At 40.2% G+C, this 18719-nt stretch carries 17 protein-coding genes; 8 read left to right on the top strand and 9 right to left on the bottom strand.

From position 1 onward, the window contains the following. Positions 1 to 43: 43 nt before the first annotated feature. Together C7475_RS00340 and C7475_RS00345 are read left to right on the top strand one after the other, a co-directional pair. The gene (locus C7475_RS00340; RefSeq protein WP_110049810.1) at positions 44 to 1132 is read left to right on the top strand and encodes a hypothetical protein; all 1089 of its coding nucleotides are present in this window, start codon (positions 44 to 46) and stop codon (positions 1130 to 1132) included. A gap of 58 nt (positions 1133 to 1190) precedes the next feature. Continuing rightward, positions 1191 to 1994 carry a competence protein CoiA gene (locus tag C7475_RS00345; protein ID WP_110049812.1) on the top strand — a complete coding sequence of 268 codons (804 nt, stop codon included), beginning with the start codon at positions 1191 to 1193 and terminating at the stop codon, positions 1992 to 1994. A gap of 79 nt (positions 1995 to 2073) precedes the next feature. Here C7475_RS00345 and xth read toward each other — a convergent pair whose 3' ends face one another. From xth to C7475_RS00360, 3 genes are all read right to left on the bottom strand, one after another. Beyond that, complete coding sequence (gene xth / locus C7475_RS00350; protein WP_110049814.1) at positions 2074 to 2844, bottom strand: exodeoxyribonuclease III; 771 nt, start codon at positions 2842 to 2844, stop codon at positions 2074 to 2076. Next, positions 2825 to 3157: a hypothetical protein gene (locus C7475_RS00355; RefSeq protein ID WP_110049816.1), complete on the bottom strand. Its 333-nt coding sequence runs from the start codon at positions 3155 to 3157 to the stop codon at positions 2825 to 2827. The genes xth and C7475_RS00355 overlap by 20 nt, the downstream gene beginning before the upstream one ends. Before the next feature lie 112 nt (positions 3158 to 3269). Continuing rightward, positions 3270 to 3632, bottom strand: a complete 363-nt coding sequence (locus C7475_RS00360) for a hypothetical protein (protein ID WP_110049818.1) — start codon at positions 3630 to 3632, stop codon at positions 3270 to 3272. Positions 3633 to 4453: 821 nt separating this feature from the next. On the opposite strand from C7475_RS00360, the gene C7475_RS00370 reads away from it, so the two are divergent. Beyond that, complete coding sequence (locus C7475_RS00370; RefSeq protein WP_110049823.1) at positions 4454 to 5491, top strand: serine hydrolase; 1038 nt, start codon at positions 4454 to 4456, stop codon at positions 5489 to 5491. Positions 5492 to 6061: 570 nt separating this feature from the next. Here the strand turns inward: C7475_RS00370 and C7475_RS00375 are convergent. Both C7475_RS00375 and C7475_RS00380 read right to left on the bottom strand, forming a co-directional pair. After that, positions 6062 to 6523: a hypothetical protein gene (locus C7475_RS00375; protein WP_110049825.1), complete on the bottom strand. Its 462-nt coding sequence runs from the start codon at positions 6521 to 6523 to the stop codon at positions 6062 to 6064. 292 nt (positions 6524 to 6815) lie between these two features. Next, positions 6816 to 8273, bottom strand: coding sequence for a S41 family peptidase (locus C7475_RS00380; protein ID WP_110049826.1), 1458 nt, complete (start codon positions 8271 to 8273; stop codon positions 6816 to 6818). Positions 8274 to 8588: 315 nt separating this feature from the next. On the opposite strand from C7475_RS00380, the gene C7475_RS00385 reads away from it, so the two are divergent. After that, positions 8589 to 9020 (top strand): hypothetical protein, encoded by a 432-nt coding sequence (locus C7475_RS00385; RefSeq protein WP_110049827.1) that lies wholly within the window; start codon positions 8589 to 8591, stop codon positions 9018 to 9020. 25 nt (positions 9021 to 9045) lie between these two features. Here the strand turns inward: C7475_RS00385 and C7475_RS32735 are convergent, their stop codons facing one another. Next, positions 9046 to 9261: a hypothetical protein gene (locus tag C7475_RS32735; RefSeq protein ID WP_146217420.1), complete on the bottom strand. Its 216-nt coding sequence runs from the start codon at positions 9259 to 9261 to the stop codon at positions 9046 to 9048. An 85-nt stretch (positions 9262 to 9346) separates the two neighbouring features. Between C7475_RS32735 and eptA the strand changes: the two genes are divergently transcribed. Then, on the top strand, positions 9347 to 10876 hold the full coding sequence (gene eptA, locus C7475_RS00390) for a phosphoethanolamine--lipid A transferase EptA (protein ID WP_110049828.1): 1530 nt from the start codon (positions 9347 to 9349) through the stop codon (positions 10874 to 10876). A 151-nt stretch (positions 10877 to 11027) separates the two neighbouring features. Here the strand turns inward: eptA and C7475_RS00395 are convergent, their stop codons facing one another. Next, complete coding sequence (locus C7475_RS00395; RefSeq protein ID WP_146217421.1) at positions 11028 to 12149, bottom strand: S41 family peptidase; 1122 nt, start codon at positions 12147 to 12149, stop codon at positions 11028 to 11030. 573 nt (positions 12150 to 12722) lie between these two features. Here C7475_RS00395 and C7475_RS00400 point away from each other — a divergent pair. From C7475_RS00400 to C7475_RS00410, 3 genes are all read left to right on the top strand, one after another. Then, complete coding sequence (locus C7475_RS00400; protein WP_110049830.1) at positions 12723 to 13157, top strand: hypothetical protein; 435 nt, start codon at positions 12723 to 12725, stop codon at positions 13155 to 13157. A 54-nt stretch (positions 13158 to 13211) separates the two neighbouring features. Next, the gene (locus tag C7475_RS00405) at positions 13212 to 13961 is read left to right on the top strand and encodes a hypothetical protein (protein WP_110049831.1); all 750 of its coding nucleotides are present in this window, start codon (positions 13212 to 13214) and stop codon (positions 13959 to 13961) included. A 375-nt stretch (positions 13962 to 14336) separates the two neighbouring features. Next, complete coding sequence (locus tag C7475_RS00410) at positions 14337 to 16217, top strand: amidohydrolase (RefSeq protein ID WP_110049833.1); 1881 nt, start codon at positions 14337 to 14339, stop codon at positions 16215 to 16217. A gap of 205 nt (positions 16218 to 16422) precedes the next feature. Here the strand turns inward: C7475_RS00410 and C7475_RS00415 are convergent, their stop codons facing one another. Both C7475_RS00415 and C7475_RS00420 read right to left on the bottom strand, forming a co-directional pair. After that, positions 16423 to 17469, bottom strand: a complete 1047-nt coding sequence (locus C7475_RS00415) for a sialidase family protein (protein WP_110049835.1) — start codon at positions 17467 to 17469, stop codon at positions 16423 to 16425. A 60-nt stretch (positions 17470 to 17529) separates the two neighbouring features. Then, positions 17530 to 18069 carry a hypothetical protein gene (locus C7475_RS00420; RefSeq protein ID WP_110049837.1) on the bottom strand — a complete coding sequence of 180 codons (540 nt, stop codon included), beginning with the start codon at positions 18067 to 18069 and terminating at the stop codon, positions 17530 to 17532. Between the last annotated feature and the right edge of the window lie 650 nt (positions 18070 to 18719).

The following is an 18719-nucleotide window of genomic DNA, read 5'->3' on the forward strand; positions in this document are numbered from 1 at the left end:
TGCGGAAAATGGCGACCTTCGTATACATTCAAATATATGATGTATGCCTCTGGAGTTTTTTCTGAAATCTGAAACAGATAGGCAGCAGCTTATCAGCTTTCTGAACATTTACCATGCACAGTGTGAAGTGGTTTGTCCTGAACAGCGGCCAAAACGATCGCCAATAAAGGGGGCGCAAACGTGTAGATATTGTGGCGCCACATCATTGAAGCGCTGGAAAGAAGCGCATACCTTTTCACATGCTTTGGGCAACAATACGTTGTTTTCATATGATGAATGCGACGTTTGTAATGAACGCTTTTCTACATGGGAGACAGATCTGGCTGCATTCCTTGGGCCTTCACGCACCTTAAACCAGGTGCGGGGCAAAAAAGGCATTCCCAAGTCAAAGTCTGCCGACAGGCAAGTAGAAATCGTAGGTGATGACACCTGGGAAGGGCAAACGGAGCATATCAAAATTGAAAGGACAGCGCTTGAAAAGGATGCCATTCGCATTGATGTCGAAAAAGGTGAAACTGCCGTGACTTTTGTTAAGGAGACGTACCGGCCGTTACATGTTTTTAAAGCACTTATAAAAATGGCGTATGCTATTTTGCCGCAGGATGATTTGCCGTTTTATGAGGTGACCAAACAATTCCTCAACAGTTCCTCACTGGATAATGAGCTTGCGCATACTGCGACAATTAATAAGATTACTTTTACTTTTGGTGTGGGCACGTCTTCTCCGTTTTTGCTATTGTATAAAAAGAAAGATCTGAGCCTGCCACATCCCACACATGTAGCCTTGTTATTCTGGCAGAATTACGTTTTTCAATATGGTATTCCTTATCACAGCGCCGATATCGAGAGGTTTGGAAAAAAGCCTATGAGTCAACCACAGTTGCCCCCTTTCTTGTTCTTTGAAGGTAAAAATGTGAAGTCATTTGCCCGCATTGTTTCGCTTTCATCCCGGGAGCCGCTGAAAGGTGAGAAAGAAACCATTGAATTTTTTCATGGTGCTGGTATTCCATCGACAGTGTATGACACGGACACAGGAGAGTTAATTGACGCCAAGCTAAATCCAGACGATGTTAAGTTTATCCATCTTTCAAGAGAGAAAATCATTTATCCCGGTAAAAAAAAGGGTATTTAGTATATCCTGGTTTATAGAAAGTACAAAACCTTAGAAAAAAACCTTTTCAACTAGAATCATGCGCTTTGCTTACGTAAATTCAAACTTGGTTGAGTCGGAACCTGGATTACAGGGTCTTTGTCCCGGCTGCGGCCAGCCTGTCATTGCCAGATGTGGAACGGAAAGAATAAGCCATTGGGCACATCGCCAGGCAAAGAGATGCGACAGCTGGTGGGAACCAGAAACCGAGTGGCATCGGACCTGGAAAAGCAATTATCCGCTAGCCTGGCAGGAAAAATTCCTGCCAGATCCCAACACTGGCGAAAAGCATATGGCGGATATTTATGCCAGTGATGGGCTTATTATAGAATTTCAACACTCGCACATTAAACCGGAAGAGCGCGTGGCGCGGGAGCGGTTTTATCGAACAATGGTTTGGGTAGTGGATGGGACACGGCTGGAGCGGGATTATCCCCGGTTCTTGAAAGGCAAATCAGCTTTCAAGAAAAAAAGTAAGCCGAGAGTATTTATCAGCGAATTTCCTGATGAATGTTTCCCATCCGCCTGGCTTAAAAGTTCCGTTCCGGTTATTTTTGACTTTAAGGGAATTCAATTTGGAGAACAACCTGAAAATGAACTAGACAATCTTTATTGTTTATTTCCTAATAAAGACATACTCGATTCCCTTGTCGTCGAATTACCTCGAAGGGCTTTTATAAATATGACCAATGCTGGCGAATGGTTATCGAGGATTGGTCGTTTCATGGACGAATTGGCTGAAGAAGAAGAGAAGCACAAAAAACAAGTAGCGGAACAACAACGTCGGCAAGCCAACCTGATTTTTCAGAGCATGATTACACACGAAAGAAGGCGCCGCTTTTGAACGGCGTTCATGACTAGCAAAAAGAGACACTGGTAGTACCGGCCAAGGGCAAGACAAACATCATAACACCTGCGCAAGCTTACTTCAGGATAATCCAGGCGGGTGCGTGGTCACTGGCCTTGTCCCAACCTCTTACTGCTTTGTCGACGCCAGCGTTTCGAAGTCGAGGTACAAGGTGTGGACTTAATAAGAAATGATCCAGCCGAAGACCTGCATCGCGTTCCCACGCGCTATAGAGGTAATCCCAGAAAGTGTATATACTTTTATGTGGGTGAAGGTTTCGAATCGCATCTGTCCAGCCTTGCTTCAACAATCGTTGATATGCCGCTCGCACTTCTTTTCTATATAATGCATTGTCAAGGTACTTTTCTGGCTTATAAACGTCGATATCGGTGGGCATGACATTAAAATCGCCCACCAATGCTACTGGGACGTCATGTGCCAGCAGTGTTTTTGCGCGGGCTGCCAAACGTTTGAACCATTTCAGTTTGTATTCAAACTTCGGTCCTGGATATGGATTTCCATTTGGCAGGTAGAGGCAAACGATCACCATTTTGCCGACGATCGCCTCCATGTACCTGCTGTGCTCGTCCCCCCGGTCGCCGGGTAATATACGTCCTACTTCTTGTATGGGCAGTTTTCGGGAAAGTATAGCCACCCCGTTCCATGATTTCTGTCCGTGCCAAATTGCCTCATATCCAGCTTTCCTTATCGCGGCAATCGGAAAGCGCTGATTCGGTGATTTCAGTTCTTGTAGGCAAACAATGTCAGGCTGAGCTTCTTTCAGCCATCTCAGCAGCACGGGGAGTCGCCCGTTTATGCCATTGATGTTATACGTGGCTATCTTCATCGTCTGACTTTGCACGGCTTCTTTTTGTCGAAAGCGGTTTTTTCCTCGACTTATTGGCGTTTTTGTTCGAGAAGGTTTCACGAGCGCGTTTAAGGCCAGTCGCAATAGCCACACCTTCCGGCATGCCTTCTGCAAGTAGGGCATTGGCAATTTCTACAGCTTTGTTGCGCACCTTAACCGGTTTATTCTTATAAGAGGGTGGGTAGTCACCGTTGTACCAGGGCATATATCGCTTTTCTATTCTCCCATCAAATATTGCTCCATCCTCCAAATGAGCGAAATCTTGTTCCAATGGCTGAATTGCGACCAGCAAATGGTTTCACCTGGTCAGCTTTTTGGATAAACTTTGACGCTGTGATTTGCATTACTGTCAGCATGATGCTTCGCTCTATTGACAGCAACCTGATGATCTGCTTCCCAGTTACCTAACCATTTACCCTCGGTTTCACAGAGGCTCTAAAAAATGTTGCATCAGTTTCTTCTTCACGATCTTCACCCTTACTCTTGTTGATGTTCACTGCTTTTGTAATGCCAACGTAACGCCCATAGGGATTCTGTGGATTGTCAAGTGGCAAAGTTTCACCCGGGAATACGGTTGTGCTAGTCTCAACCTGTGCAAGAACAACACTGGTCCATACCAGCGTTACTCTAACCGATGATGTGCTACTGTTATGCAGCAGCGCTGACGTTAAATATCCACCTGAGAAAATTTCTCTTATTGAAACAGAGCTACAGGCATTACCTGTGCAGTTTGGTGCAACATACTCTTTGCTTGTTTCTTCTTTCATTTTTTTAAGGTTTTTATGAAAAATCGGGATTAAAAGCGCATCGGTATCTTATGTTTCATTGTTTATATAAATTCACCGATGATAAGGTTTTTTTTGATGACCTTTTTTTGACATTCTGTTGTAGTCAACCCACTGATCACAAAAAAGCTTGATGTAATATTAAGCCAGGGTCAAGTAGAATAATATAGTAGACGACTATGAAGATACTTTAAATATGATCAACTAAAACGGACAATCACGCATATCTCCAAGACCTAAATTTCTGGGATCCGTTATCCAGCATTTAATGCGCCAAAACTTGCTTCTAGCGGTATCCGCATCGTTGACAATAATATTGAAAATAAATGCTAGTAGTCGTTCCAGATGCCTAAAATGTCTTGATGAGTACATGTTGGATCCCACTTTTTGTTTCGTTTTCGTTTTTCTTTTAAGATTTTTCGAAATGGCAATTCATCAGCTAGAACTACTCACAGAAAAGAGACAAAAAAGCTTAAAGAAATATTTTTTTATCACGAAAAATAATTTTTATTTTACATCGATAACGAAATCGAAGCTGGGAAAATGTGGGGTAAAATCCGATAAAACTCAGTACTGACGCAGGTTTGACACATTTTATTTGTAAGAAAAAGATTACCAAATAATATTCGGTGCCTGTTCTGGGCACAAAAATAGAAATCCGCTCTAGTAGCGGATTTTCTATTTTACGGTATTTAAAGCCGTTTCGTAAGTCATTTATAATCATGCTCCTGTAGGTTCGATTCCGATTTCTCACTCACCTCTTTTATTATTAAAAATAACTATGTCAGATAAAAATTCATAAAATGAGGACCTGGTATTTTGTTCTTTTGTTATTAGTACTGCCTGCCTCGCGCGCAGTCTGTCAGTCGCTTGTTAATTTACCCGACGACTCAACTCTGAAGGCGCTCATGCAAAAGCATAAAGTGCCGGCTTTAGGTACTGGAGTTATTGAAAATAATGAACTAAAAAGTACAAAGGTTTTGGGTGAATTGAAATCAGGGGTGCCGGCGCCTTCCAATACTATCTTTCAGGTTGCATCGCTTACAAAACCTATCGTAGAGATGACCACATTGCGATTGGTAAGCAAAGAGCTTTGGTCGCTGGATGAACCCCTGGCCAGATATTGGATTGATCCTGATGTGAAGAACGATCCAAGAAATGAACATTTAACCACTCGCCATGTACTTGCACATCAAACCGGTTTCGTTAATTGGCGGTGGCTCCATGCAACCGGCAAACTCACCTTCGATTTTGAACCCGGTACTAAAACACAATACTCCGGTGAGGGGTTGGAATATCTTAAACATGCATTGGAAACTAAATTCAAGATGCCGCTTCCTGAGATCGTAGACAAATATCTTTTCAAGCCGGATGGTATGACGGACAGTCATTTTTTTTGGGATGGCAGTGTATCGGAAGACAGATATGCCGTAGCGCATAACAAAGAAAATCAACCATACGAAGTTAGAAAGAACAAAGAGGCAAGCGCAGCAGATCTGCTAATGACAACCATCAGCGACTATACAAAGTTCGGTGCAAACATTTTAAAGAAAAGAGAATTAAGCGATAAGATCTGGCAGGACATGATACGCATACAATCAAAAGATCAGAATGCAAGCTTCGGGCTTGGTTGGGCAGTGTATAATGATCTGAAAGGGGAGGAACTGGCTTTACTACATACCGGTAGCGACCCTGGCGTAAGAACAGCAATTGTCCTTTTACCTAAGTCGAAAAGAGGTTTGGTGATTTTTACCAACAGCGATAACGGCATTCCACTTATTAAGGATATCATAAAAAGTGCGCTGAATATCGGAGAAGAATTACTCGAAAGAACAAAATAGTGTTTTTGTTAACTTCAACTTCTTCTCAAAATAACGAACCGATGCAAGACCTGCACAATGGCTGAGATTATCAAAATGTAAATGAGGAATTAGTAAAGCGGACTTTGGAAATTTAGTAGAAATAATCCTCCTGGATAATGGCCTTAGCAAGATGATAAGTTTTCGGGTTAATATGAAAGGTATTTTCTTCAGAAGAAGGTATAGAACCATATATAAATAGCCCAATCGCTTACAAAGCCGGGGACGACGCAACCGCCGTGCCGTTCCCCGTTGCCCTCCCGGCGTGGTTCCAAACAATGCTCCGAGTATTGCAGCTATACTTGCCCATTCAATTCTGAGAAAGTGACAATTGAACAAAGGAACGAGCTTACGCATTTCTATCACCAAAAAGAAATACCGTAAAATTCGTCAGCCCTATTTAACATCATTTTCAGCTTCTGTTACTCCTGGGATATTTATTCCTAGTGAACCCAAGTAGATTGTTACTTAGGTTGTCTGACACTTTTGAACCAGAAATTCGAGGGAGTATTTTCATCAGTAATATTTCATGTTATCTAAATAGACTATTATTTATTTTCTAAGCTCCTTTAAAACGGAATCTATCTCACCAAGATTAATTAAAACTTCGTATTGAGACTTGATATCATCACCAACAGGCAAGTTGAATATCTCCTCTATTAGACCTGTAGTATCTTCTTTTAAGGTTATACCGTTATTGTATAATATTACGTGGTGCGCTGTACAACAATCGGTAATTTCTCTTCCAATTTCTGATTTACAGATACATACCAGGTTAGGCAATCCGTTAGATGAGGCACCACAACATCCTTCCATTCTAGTACGGTCGTGATGATATGATAGGTGATGTTTATCCAATACTGAAATATAAAAATCACCATTACAGCCAATTCCATATTGGCCTACGGGTAGCAGCTCTTCTTCAATCTTTCCTAAAAAATCCAGTGCTATTTGGTCATCAAGCAAATTGGAAATTCGTTGACCACAGGTATTGCAAACAAGAAACCTTTTCATTGTTGTAAATTAAGAATTATGGTTTGAACTATGAATTCTCTATTCGTAACAAATTAGAAAATCTTAGTTTACTTAGTAACGCATAGACAAGAGTAATGGGGCACTATTGACGAGAAATACATAACTTCTTTATTGTCAACATTATTGGTTCGAAAATGATTCGCTACTGGGCTGTTTTATTTTCGCAAGTGTCGGATTTTCACGCTTTTTAGCACTTTCTTCTACTATTTACTACACTCAGATGACACCCGCAATGACACTCCGTTTTGCAGAAACTCAACCGGCTGTTTTGTTATTTTCGCCCATTGATGTATTTTATTGTGAAATCCAAAATTTCATCGGTTCCCGTAAAAATATTATCGCTTACAATTTTATCTGGAGTCACGCCTTTAAGAGCTCTTTTTCCATTTGGTCTTACAACAAATGCCTTTGGATAAGAAACGTATAGCTGTGAATTAGGCAATTTGAACTCATGAGTAGCCCCATAACTTGAAGCAACATCAGCTGTTGGCTCGCCAATCACAACTCCGAAGTTATAATCCTGAATTATTGCCGCAACTGATACAGTATTTGAATAACTATACCTATCTACCAAAACATATACGTTGCCATCAAAATGCAAAGAATCTGTTCTTGGAGAGTAGTTCTGAAATGAAACCTTAAATATCTCTCCGTCTTTTTTTGTAAGTATCTGGTTCTTTAAATCTTGAAGTGAGGGATCTTTTACATCCTTCCAGAACTGCTTTGTGATACTGCTTGTCTTAACGCTAAATTCTGAGCAGAACCAAAAAGGTTTTGTGGCAAAATATGCAATCATAGGGTCACTGAAGGCATTATCACCCCCGGGATTTCCTCGTAAATCAATGATGAGGCAACGAGATTTGGCTTTATGTATTTCTCTGAACGACGAGTCAATAAATGATAGAAACTCATTTGTTTCAAAAGTTTTATGTTCAGAAGTATTTCCACTAGATTGGTTGTTTATAAATATACCCGGATGTAAATATGCAATAGCCCCTATAAATTTAAATTCTCTGTTTAAACTAAATACAGATTTCTGTTTGCTTGCTCTTTGTTCATAATCTGAGGCTTTCATGCTTTTGATTATTACGCTTTCAATACTTCCTTCTTTATGCTTTATTCGGATTAAATATTGATTACTGTTACCATGTATCCACCAATATACCCTAGAAAAAAGGAATAAATCTAACAATGTATTTTTTATATCAGTCCCCTCTCCCGATAAAAAATCATACACTTCTTTTAATTTAACATTTATGGGTACACTATCAATTGATAAAACTTCATCACCTTTTTGAATGGAAAAATTGCTTGAATAATTGTCAATAATAAAAACCCGATTGTTTGTGATAGTAACATTAAATGGAAATAAAGTGGCACTACTTTGATTGTTTTTGTCAAAGTAAAGATTCCAGGGAAAACTAATATTACAATGAGCAAGCTTAGAAAGTGCCGCAAATGGCTGAAACAGCCGTGTTATTTGAAGTAGTGTTAGACTATCGTTTATAGAATTATAAGTTTTTTCATATTGCCTCTCAAATACCTCTTTTTTTGTATTCACATAAAGGTTATAATGAGTTTGTTCAAGCGTTTTATAAAAATACTCAAAATCTTCTTTTACCTCTGAGCCAGAAAATTTTGTTCTTTGTTCAGATTGATCACTTTGAGCTGAACATATTGATGAACTTGACAAAGTAATTAAACAGGTTAAAATAATAAGTCGAGTCATTGGTTTAATATTTTGTACGAAAGTATTCGTATATTGTGAAAGAAAAAATACTTTTGCTTAATTAAACCTTTCTTTTGTGGAAATGTGAGACTTTTGAGGGGCTAAATCAGTCAATAACTTGACTTACTAACAATCAATACCATTTGGTTCGATAATCTACCGGTAGTGAGCGCTTTGCGAAAGGCCGGAGGTACTGTCTCCAGCCTTTCTTGTTTCATTACGTCTGGATTTGCCCTATTTTTTTAATTTATTTCTCATTACTTTAACGTTGCTACAGAGTTATCTGATTTTTCAACGTTTTGGTAATAAAATATTATGAAGATCTACCTAATTATATTGCTACTCGTTTGCGCTTTGTCGTGTGGCGACGCCGGGGATGCAGCAACATCTACTGACCAGGAAAACATACAAGGAGCCTGGCTGGGGCAAACAGAAAGCCTGAACGGCATTCAAAAGGATGTGTCTTTCCTGTATGTCTTCAAAGGTGATACTGTTAGCTTCACAGACGAAACCGGGAAGGAGATGAGGTATTCGTTCAAGTTGGACACTACCGGCAACCCCAGGTTGCTTATTATTCGGTCAGAGGATACCCTTACCAATCCCACGCCTGTGAGTGTTGGTTATGAGCTGAACGGAGATTCGCTGAAGATTGTAGTCGCACCTCCTGGTTTGCGCCCAACAGAAATATCAGACAAAAACGATCAGGAGTTGATTATCTGCAAGCGAAAGGGTTCAGGAAAAACCTAACCAAATTGCTTCCGAAAAATCATAGCTATTCACGTCTTAAATGACTTAGCAATTCCTGAAAATCATAGCCCATTTTAACCACATTGCCGTCCGGGCAATGTGGCCATTCATAAACATTAGCATCCGAATAATCATGTGCATTAAGTAGCCAATAATCTTTACCTCCATTGTCTCCAATAACAACATACTCGCTTCCTATATCGTCTGACTGGCAGGAATCTTTATTCTTGTTTTGTGTCATTAATCAGCCAGGTAATCGATAAAAAATTAATAATATTATATTTTGTATTAATTTGCTTAATCGTTCCATTTTTATAAAAGGGTTTATGCGTTTATTAAAAGATAATATAAAAATCGTTCACTTTTCTTTATTAATAAGTTGTCTTAACTTCTTGTTCTTTCATTTCCCCTTTTTCAAATTCATTTTTAATAATGTTGATTATAAAAGTTTCAATGGCATTACCATTATTATTTGTTTTATTATTCTAATGCTGGTTGCAAATGCTTTTGCCTTTTTTTTGATGTTATTTCTATTACGCTTTGTAGGAAAAACTATCTTGATATTATTCTTTATTGTCAATGCAATTGCAGTTTACTTTATTAATACTTACGGTGTTATAATAAATGCAGAAATGATGGGTAATGTGGTGAATACCAATTATGCTGAGGCATCTGGTTTTTTTTCCATAAAATTACTACTCTATATAATTTTGCTTGGCGTTATTCCTGGCATTATTATCATTAAAGCCAAAATAGTAAATGTAACATTCAAGCGATTTTCAGCCATCACTTTAGCTAGTTTATTATTTATGTTAGCTGTAGTATTTGCCAATTCTAAAAATTGGTTATGGGTTGATAAAAATTCACCAGTATTAGGTGGGCTTGCAATGCCATGGAGTTATACAGTAAATCTTTCTCTGTTTTTTGTACATAAACACCAGGAAAATGAAAAAGAAATATTATTGCCAGATGCTACCATAAAAGATAACCGGAAATCGGTTGTAGTCTTAGTGATAGGAGAATCCGCCAGAAGTGAAAATTTTTCTTTATACGGGTACAGTAAAAATACAAATCCATTTCTTTCAAAAACCCCTGGTGTATTTCATTTTAATGCTACCTCTTGCGCCACCTACACTACTGCAGGTGTAAAGTGTATTTTAGAACATAAAAATACCGGCGAGTTGTATGAGATCTTGCCCAATTATTTATATAGAAATGGCGTAGAGGTTGTCTGGAGAACCACAAACTGGGGAGAACCACCCGTTCATATAAAAAATTACCTGAACAAAGAGGCGCTGATGAAAGATTGTAAAGGCGATGGATGCTATTACGATGAAGTTCTTTTGAATAACCTGAAAGAGCAAATAGCGGCAAGTACAAAAAATAAGGTATTGATAATATTGCACACAAGTACCAGTCATGGACCTGAGTATAGCAAAAAATATCCGCCTCAGTTCGAAACTTTTAAGCCAGTCTGTAATAGCGTTGAATTGGCAAAATGTTCTAATACAGAACTGGTCAACGCTTATGACAATACGATTGGTTATACCGATTATATTTTATACAATGTAATTGAAGATTTAAAACAATTAAAGGAATATAAAAGTGCAATGATTTTTGTCTCCGACCATGGCGAATCTTTAGGAGAAAAAAATCTATACATGCATGGTTTGCCTTTAAGCCTGGCGCCGAAACAACAATATAACATTCCTTTTATAGTTTGGACATCTGATAACAGTTTAAAACAACTGAAGACAGAAAATTCATTATCACAGGACTATGTATTTCACAGTGTCTTAAATTTTTTGAGCATACAAAGTCCTGTTTATAATGAGGAATTGAACATTTTTAAATAGCGGACGACTATGATGAATTCCGATTGACGTGGAAGATAACCTGTTCGCTTCTTCAAAATAATGTGCTACCAATATCCTTTATTGATTTGGACGTATATCTAATTAAAAGAGAGCTATTAGCCATGTAATAACTTTAATAGCAATGGTTATTTTAATAACCTGACTTTCTCTTCACCCAGTCCAATATATATTGATATGCATCAACATCCGCCGCAATACGCACATCAGGCGGAAAACCTACATTATCGACTGTTACCTCAGATAGACGGCATGATCGCTGGGTAGGAATGACTAGTTCCAGGAAGGGAAATCCGGGTGGATTCAACCACACAACATCCCCATAGTCTACCACTCCCCGTGTGTTGTCACCAAAAACAGTCACCCGCTTGCTCTGTCTTGCCATACTTACAAAATTCTCTGCAGAACTTCCGGTAGCTCTGTCAGTGATAATACTAACTCTCTCCGGGTGGGAAAAAAACTGTTCCATTTTAATGGTGTCGGTACATTTGCCCGCAAGATTGACAAACCCTGTCCTTCTTTCCTCAAGTAAGGCGATAGCACGATAAAAAAACGTTTTCATTTGCTCTCCGATGTCCGGATTATCAAGGGCTTCTTTGTATAACGCTATAGCGTCAGGAGATACCCTTACCTCACGGTAGTATACAACAAATGGATTACTATAAATAAACGGCATTAATGAGGTATATGTCATGTCATACCCGCCGTCATTATTACGCAAGTCAACTATGAGATGAGGTATTGTCTTGAGCAGCGTCTCATTCGATTTTACAAGACTATCGATGATTGCCTTGTACTTTTGCTCAAAAGATGGTAGCGTTAACAATACGGTACTATCATCTATCTGCTTAAAAGCAGTACTGTTGCTGATATGTGAAGTTAGAACATTCCCGTTGTACATCACTTTCTTCAGGGAATCCATCCGCTCACGGTGCTGACGGACATATTCCCAGTTATATTGTGTTCTGATATGTGCATCCTTAAAAAAAGCAGTATATTGACGGGTCAGCAAATAACAACTATCTACGGTATGTATTGCGGAGGACTGTTTAATAAGCTTCTTCAATAGCTGATCATACCCCTTTTTATTAGCCGCAGTGACCTTGTTAGGGAATCCGGCATAAACAGTTTCTGTTTTCTGCTGCACAAAACGCATAATGCTGGTACAGTTACAATTTTCCGCCTTTTGCGCAAAGGCCTTACCCGCCAATATGAATAGAAAGGTAAGCATGATGCTGGTAAATCTGGATAACATACGTGGAAATGGGTTAATGGTGGAATTAAAATACCCGATAAAGATATTATTAGTTTCGTAAAATGCAAATACGAAAGGCACTACTTTCCGACTCTATTTTGCGTATTGGCATTGGTGTAAGAGCGAATACGGTCTGAAGTAGTATTTTTCAAACCAATAAGCTGATATTCTTCGAAACTGCGGATGAAGAGTTGGCGAAAGATAGTGTTTTGCCTGTTGATGTTTTCAACAATACTATTTATTTACCATACCATGCACTTTCATCATCCTATATAAATGTTCAAATGTTGGAATTTTCAATGGCTCCATATCTGGTGGCCATCGTTAAACAAACTAAAAAAGGAAAAGATAAACTGATTCATGAATGCGACGGGAAGGGTAAGGGCATAGTCGACGAAGCGCCCATTGCTACAAAAAATATTCTAATATTGTGATAGGAAACCGGTTTTCTATTTCGACTGTCTGCGCTAACGGGCTACGGCTCCCTTAAACAATGTATAAATACCCGTTATATAGTGGGGACCGAAAAATAGAGAAGCCGCTATAACCAATAAGCATTAGAATGATAATTATATGGAAGTTTTCAAGGATCTACAGTTAAAGGACGGTTGTATGTTTGGATACCTTAATCTACCGGAGTCGGTAAAAGTTGCCGCCGAATTCGATCTGGAAGAGGAGGATGATCCCAAACCGTCTGACTTTGCCGCGTTAATCTCAAGCGCAACCGACTGGGCAACAGGCTTAAGCGCCGGGACTTTTGAAGTGCTGAAAAAACAGATCGCCAGAGAACTGACCGATGCTGCTTATGGTGGAGCTGGTTATCAACCTTCAGAGAGTGACTATACAGCTCTTGAAGCATCACTGCTCGCAATACGCCTGTGTTTCTATCCTGACAATGGGGTGGTAATGATCTTTGAGGCTAAACAAGAGTATCCGGATATGGAGATCTATTGTCAGCTTGACGAATCCTATCAACTAGAGGACATCAGCGTTGAGGAAAGAGATTAACTAAAAATTTTTATGCGCTGTTTGAGTTGATGTGTCTAAAAGCTTTTTGATACAATGAGAAGACATTTTCTTTCGATAAATCTGATACTTGTTAACCTGATCATTCCAGGAGGCTGCATCGGTCAGACCTTTGGGAATTTCGCCGACCGGTCAAAGGCTATCAACCCGATATCTGTTCAGGTGCAAGGTCCCGCTTCGGGAAAGGCAGTCATTCCCGTTCTCCCGGCGCCAAAAGGGTACCGAATTGTCGGGCGCATCGAGGGCGATCTGAATAAGGATGGAATACAAGACAGCGTTCTGGTTGTGAAAGCAACGGCAAAAAACAGATTGGAGACCAACGCTGATGGTAGGGTAGTGGATAAGAACCGCCGTGGGCTGATCGTGTTCTTAGGAATGAGCGGGCAGTTTAAGAAGGTGTTAGAAAATTTAGATTGTTTTTCTTCTGAGAATGAGGATGGCGGAGTATATTTTGCCCCTGAACTTTCTGTTGTAATTGACCGCAATAAACTCTACATACATTATACGCACGGCAGGTATGGGTATTGGAAATATACGTTCAGACTTAAAGGTTCGGATTTTGAGCTCATCGGCTATGACGCGAGTAACAATACAGGCCCGAGAGTGGACCGGCAAGTAAGCATCAATTTTCTGACTAAAAAACGATTGGAGCGGGTCAACACTAATACTTCAGCAGAAGGTGGAGATGAGGTCTTCGAGGAAAAGAGGTCCGATATTTCTCTTGAAGGTCTAGCCAAACTCTCACAGATAGAAGATTTTGAGAGCCTCGGGGAAGGTGGCTGGTAGACGGCGCTATGAAATTACTGCTAAAATATGAGTGTTAATGGAACCAGTTAGTTACGTTTCCAATATTGGTGAAGGTTAGAAGTAATAATTATGAATATTCTTGACTTAAAGATAGCTATCCGCAATTTCATAAAAAGGCAAATGGTATAGTTTGTTAAATATTATAGGATCGGCTTTGGGGTTGTCTGCATTTATTTTCGTTACCTTATTTGATAGCCGCAATATTATTCAGCCGTTTTCGTTCGGACAAAACGCTCTATCCCGGGTGTTTACCTACATTTAACAAAGGGAAATAAATGTCCGGTGAACAAAAATTCTAATCCCGTGTTATATCCCATGTGCTTTTGAAGTAGAATAACCAAACCCTCAAATCATATGGAACACCATCATCACCACGGATGCACGCATTGTGCATGTAGTAACCCTATTTTGAAAATATTAAAAGATGAGCTCTTCACTCCTGAAAATTTCGCAAAGCTCCCAAAACAAAAGACATTTAAAAAAGAAGAACAGACTCAACCATTCATGGTCACCGGTGGCATTATCCGGCCTATGATCAATGGAGCCGTTGAATCTGTAGGTGCTATTGGCTTTGCAGAAGGCGTTGTAGTAAAGACAGGCACCAAAGAGGAAGTAGCCGCATTTATGAACGATACCTACCCCGGCTATACCAGCAGGGTACTGGAAGAGGGCCAAACCTTACTGCCCGGTCTGATTGAACCACACATTCATCTCGTTCCTACAGCTATGTTAATGGGCTGGACAAACCTGGATGCATTTGAAGGCCAGGTACTGAAACCCGACTACAACATTGACACCCTGGGCAAAACTATTGCTAAAGAGGCTGAAAAACTAGCCGGCCTGGATCCTTCGTTATGGTTCCTGGGTTCAGGCCTTGATCCGGCGCTGATGCCTTTATTAAAAAATAATAAAGAGCTGTTAACGATAGACATCGACCTGCTGGACAGCATTACTACAGATGCACCGGTGTGCATTATCGCAGCATCTATGCACACCTTGTATGTAAATACAAAAGCACTGTGGCTGATCTGGAATTTCCCGGACAATATTGACCTGTTAAACACCTACTCTTCCTTCAATGACTACAAAGAGAAAACAAAGGGCCAGTTACAGGAAAGCGCTGGGATGACGCCTGCATTGAAAGCCATTCCGCCATCGCAGAAAGCAGACTTTTTCCTGAAATCATTCATCTATTTAAAACAGATCTTTGACACTGCTAATTCCAGAGGCGTCACCTTCATGCATGATGCGGGCATGAATAAGGGGCAGCAGGAAATACTGGAAGCATATCTGGCGGTGAACAAGGGAACTGTTCGTATCGGCGCAGCCGAAGTATGTAATTCGATGGATGATCTGAGCAAAATAAAGGATTTCCCTGTTCCGCCAATCGTATACAAAGACATCTACAAGAGTCATGTGAAAGTAATCACTGATGGTTCTAACCAGGGCTTGACAGGGTATCAGTCCGATCCATATTTATGTAATCCTGCTAACAACTACGGCGTGTATAATTTCGCAGACAAGTACGATGATAAGCCGTTGATTCCTCCAAAGGATTTCCGGCAGCTGATGAAGGAGATTGTAAGCGTTAAACAATGGCCGGTGATGATCCATGCGAATGGCGATCGTGCCGTTCAATTTGCGATAGACGCATTTAAGGAATTTATTCCTGATCCTTCTTCAGGGGTGCGACACAGAATAGAACACTGCTCCTTAGCAACACAGCAAAACCTGATAGACATGAAAAATCTGGGGGTCTCTCCAAGTTTTCTGATCGGACACGTGGGTTACTGGGGATATGCTTTCCAGGAGGCTATCTTTGGGGAGAGATCAAACATGCTGGATCTCTGTAACAGTGCTCTGCAACAGGGCATGCGGATCACGTTGCATAGTGATAATTCGGTAAGTCCGCTGGGACCATTGAGAATGATGGAGCAGTCTATCACAAGGAAAATGGAGGCGGATGACGAAGCAGGCGTACTGAATGGAGCAGAATGTATCACGCACGAACAGGCGCTGAAGGCTATTACTTATGACGCGGCATGGCAATGTTATGCAGAGCAGTGGACAGGCTCGCTAAAGGCTGGGAACTTTGCGGACTTTGTCGTACTGGCGCAGGATCCACTGACGATGAAGAACCCATTTATGAATATGCGAAATATCGAGGTGGTGGAAACCTGGGTAGCAGGGTTGAAAGTGTATAGTACGGTGCTGGAAGAAGCAGGTATGGCATGATAAAAGAAAGGAAATATAAAACAGCCTGATTTGACTATACGGCGGAATACAGTTTGTTAACAATCAATACCAATTGAAGTGCCCCTAAAAGTTAGACACTTTTAGGGGGCACTTCAATATCTCCGACCTTTTGCTTTCCAGGCAAGACCCGGGCAGACATGAAGAGTACACGTGCCAAGGTGTAGAATAAATGTTAATCCGAATTTCAACATCCTCCCTTGCTGGGTACTGCATAGATAACGTTGCCTGAAATAAATAAACCGAAGAACTTCTTTTCTATAGAAGGAAGTAATAACTCCCATGTTTTTCCCTCGTCTGATGATCTGAAAATGCCGTCAGGATGAGAACAAAGGAAGGTTTCACCAACGCGGGTAATTGAAGTCATGAAGGCCTGCACACGAGGGCGATCATTCCAGGTCCGCCATATAGAATCACTAAAAGCTTTGTCCTGAGGACTGGCATCAATGGGCTGCCAGGTTTTACCACCGTCGTAGGATGTCTTTAGCCTCCTGGTATTCGACGCTGGACTGGAAGTGATAGCAGCGAACCCACCTTTGATCTGTTTTACATCCCAAGCCACAACATCCTCACTGCTCACCACCGCCCAGTTTTCGCCATCATCGGTCGATCTTATTATTTTGCTCGTACTGGTCGTTACCAGTGCGCCATTCAACTCAGCCAAATTGCCTACCATGTCTCCGGTAAGGACCTGTTTCCAGGTTTCTCCACTGTTGACAGTTTTAAAAAGGCCTTTGTCGGTGGCGAGGAAAATCGTACCTCCGGCAGTTTCAAAAGTGCTGCGTATTCGTGGCTGATAAGAAATTTCGAATATTGGCGACCATATATTCGTTCCGTTTGTTTTTTTCAAATTTGCATTCCAGTAATTGTAAGCAGATTTTCCGGGCTTACCAGGGGTAATGCTGCTATGTTCGTCAGTCAAAATCTCTTTGGTCCAAAAGGGAGCTGTGGCATTGGGTGTATTGTGATATAGTTCGTTTCCAATCCTTAAAAACAGCCCTTTATCATTTGCAAAGACTTTATTTCCCTTGATATTATCTTCCCGCAAATTTTCTGGCAGCCCTGTGCTGATGTCTTGCCATGTTTGTCCGCCATCAGTAGATTTGAAAACGATGTTTACAAGCCCTGATTTATTTCTGATTACTTTGGCCGGATCCTTTTCTTTTAGCACAAAGGAATATAATATAAATAATACCAGGAGGGTAGCTGGGACAAACACAAATAGTCTTTTCATTTTTTTATAATTTAGAGTAAAACATATTGATTAAGAATTAGCAAAAAGTAACTTATTTACTCAGCAATTGCCTTTGCGGGGGACGCGTTTAAAAATTACTTTACTATCTCGTTCCGCATAGTCGCACGATATTATTGGATATGAATACTTAGGCGCGTGAGATACGTTATGGCTTCTTATAATTATTTTGTCGTTAACTTTCAGGCTTTGCAATTGCTCAAGTTGAGACTTTTCCGGCTCAAATTTTACAATATAATCGTCACCATTAATCCTGACCATCACTCCGAAACCTAATCTTGAACCAGGAGGAAGAGAAAGAGAGGTTACAACTCCCTCCATATTGGTATAATCTTTAATGTGGGTCCTTATTTTAGCTTCAGCGGCATACACTTTTTTACCTGCGGGAGACGCTTCCCATTTTTTGTACATTATACCAGCGGGGGTAGCCTCCCATTTTTTCATTTCGGCTTTCCTTTCAGCAGCAGAAAGCGGCTTTGGGGACGGCTTCTTAGTAGGTTCATTCTTGATTTCATGATTAGCAAATACAAGTCCGCTCGCTACAGCCAGCGGTAACATCAGCGCATAAATTACCTTTTTCATAATTTTTTCCGGGTTTATTAAATTATATAGAGTCTCTTGATAAGTCAGATCGGATAAGACATACTTTTATTTCATATGCTATCAGAGTTGATTCAGCAATATTACTTTGATATTTTTCGGCTGATGAGAATGGATTGTAAATAAAAATGTAACCTTTGTAAATAAATCGTAAATACCTCTGTTTGATAATATAACTTTGTGATAATCAATGCTATTTGGTTCTTTCAGCCCAAAAAGAAAGGGAGAAAAGGCACTTACCCTTTCTCCCTTATAGCTTGTGATTCCGGATTATTAAACGTGTAATTTTTCTTTCTTAGCGAGCAGTTCTGCTTCAGTCTCCCGGTACATTTCATCTGTTACACAACAGTCTACCGGACATACATTCGCACATTGCGCTTAAGTCGTCTGGTAGGAATATCAGATTAGGTGGCCACTGTCTCTCTTCGCCTTGATAAGGAATAATAATAAATAATTATAGGCTACACCATATTTTATGAGTGTTAGATCTCAAAAAAACTATTTTATCGATTATCTTCTCATCGGTTATAACCCTATTCTATATATTAATTTCCTGTAAAAATGCCAATATATAGCCCGCTGTATTCCCTATAACAATCAACCCTTTGATAACCTATAATTTCCCTCATTAT

This window comes from Chitinophaga sp. S165, assembly GCF_003182155.1.
Taxonomy (GTDB): Bacteria; Bacteroidota; Bacteroidia; order Chitinophagales; family Chitinophagaceae; genus Chitinophaga.

Bases quoted from the DNA above. Each gene is read 5' to 3' on its own strand.
- C7475_RS00405 (WP_110049831.1), top strand. From the start codon at position 13,212: ATGAGAAGACATTTTCTTTCGATAAATCTGATACTTGTTAACCTGATC.
- C7475_RS00415 (WP_110049835.1), bottom strand. From the start codon at position 17,469: ATGAAAAGACTATTTGTGTTTGTCCCAGCTACCCTCCTGGTATTATTT.
- xth (WP_110049814.1), bottom strand. From the start codon at position 2,844: ATGAAGATAGCCACGTATAACATCAATGGCATAAACGGGCGACTCCCC.
- C7475_RS00345 (WP_110049812.1), top strand. From the start codon at position 1,191: ATGCGCTTTGCTTACGTAAATTCAAACTTGGTTGAGTCGGAACCTGGA.
- C7475_RS00410 (WP_110049833.1), top strand. From the start codon at position 14,337: ATGGAACACCATCATCACCACGGATGCACGCATTGTGCATGTAGTAAC.
- C7475_RS32735 (WP_146217420.1), bottom strand. From the start codon at position 9,261: ATGACACAAAACAAGAATAAAGATTCCTGCCAGTCAGACGATATAGGA.
- C7475_RS00400 (WP_110049830.1), top strand. From the start codon at position 12,723: ATGGAAGTTTTCAAGGATCTACAGTTAAAGGACGGTTGTATGTTTGGA.
- C7475_RS00370 (WP_110049823.1), top strand. From the start codon at position 4,454: ATGAGGACCTGGTATTTTGTTCTTTTGTTATTAGTACTGCCTGCCTCG.
- C7475_RS00385 (WP_110049827.1), top strand. From the start codon at position 8,589: ATGAAGATCTACCTAATTATATTGCTACTCGTTTGCGCTTTGTCGTGT.
- eptA (WP_110049828.1), top strand. From the start codon at position 9,347: ATGCGTTTATTAAAAGATAATATAAAAATCGTTCACTTTTCTTTATTA.
- C7475_RS00375 (WP_110049825.1), bottom strand. From the start codon at position 6,523: ATGAAAAGGTTTCTTGTTTGCAATACCTGTGGTCAACGAATTTCCAAT.
- C7475_RS00420 (WP_110049837.1), bottom strand. From the start codon at position 18,069: ATGAAAAAGGTAATTTATGCGCTGATGTTACCGCTGGCTGTAGCGAGC.
- C7475_RS00340 (WP_110049810.1), top strand. From the start codon at position 44: ATGCCTCTGGAGTTTTTTCTGAAATCTGAAACAGATAGGCAGCAGCTT.
- C7475_RS00360 (WP_110049818.1), bottom strand. From the start codon at position 3,632: ATGAAAGAAGAAACAAGCAAAGAGTATGTTGCACCAAACTGCACAGGT.
- C7475_RS00395 (WP_146217421.1), bottom strand. From the start codon at position 12,149: ATGTTATCCAGATTTACCAGCATCATGCTTACCTTTCTATTCATATTG.
- C7475_RS00380 (WP_110049826.1), bottom strand. From the start codon at position 8,273: ATGACTCGACTTATTATTTTAACCTGTTTAATTACTTTGTCAAGTTCA.